General features: G+C 56.3%; 1 protein-coding gene. It reads left to right on the forward strand.

Features of this window, described 5'->3' with window-relative positions; translation table 11 throughout:
• Positions 1–755: IS66 family transposase (gene tnpC / locus AAC854_RS22800; protein WP_340619084.1), on the forward strand; the 755-nt coding region annotated here is incomplete at its 5' end.
• Positions 756–780: the final 25 nt, after the last annotated feature.

Genomic DNA, 780 nt, shown 5'->3' on the forward strand with positions numbered 1-780 from the left:
CGCAGAGCAAATCCTACATGTGGGTCTACCGCAGCGGCGAGTTTGCCGCTCACCCGGCGGTGATTTTCGACTATCAGCCAAGCCGCAGCGGGCGCTGTGTCGCTGACTTCTTAGGCGATTATAGCGGGTACCTGCTGACCGATGGCTACGCGGCTTACGATACGCTGAAACAGGTCAGACAGGCGGGCTGCATGGCCCATGCCCGGCGCAAATTTACCGATGCCCAGAAAGTGCAGCCCGGCAAAAAAGCGGGCCGGGCCGAACAGGGGCTGACGTATTTCGCCCGGCTGTACGCCATTGAGCGGGAAGCCCGGTTACTGAGCCCCGATGAGCGACGGCGATTACGGCAGGAAAAAGCGGAGCCGGTGCTGAAAGACTTCCACGACTGGCTCACTGAGGCCAGCCGGACGGCGTTACCGAAAAGTGCCATTGGCAAGGCGATAAGTTATACACGGAACCAGTGGCCGAAGTTGATTGTCTATCTGGAAGACGGTCATATCAGCATTGACAACAACGTGACGGAGCGGGATATCCGCCCGTTCACGACCGGGCGCAAAAATTGGCTATTTTCCACCTCTGCGGAGGGGGCTTTCGCGAGCGCGAACTTATACAGCCTGGTGATGACCTGCCGTGCCAATGATATTAATCCTTATTTTTACTTCCGGTATATTTTTACGGAGCTCCCCAAACGCCATCCCAACGATCCTCTGCACGATCTGCTCCCGTGGAACGTGAATATGGGCGACATCATGTAAATACACTGCTTAATTGGCCGCTTAC

This window comes from Xenorhabdus entomophaga, from assembly GCF_037996725.1.
Taxonomy (GTDB): Bacteria; Pseudomonadota; Gammaproteobacteria; order Enterobacterales; family Enterobacteriaceae; genus Xenorhabdus; species Xenorhabdus khoisanae.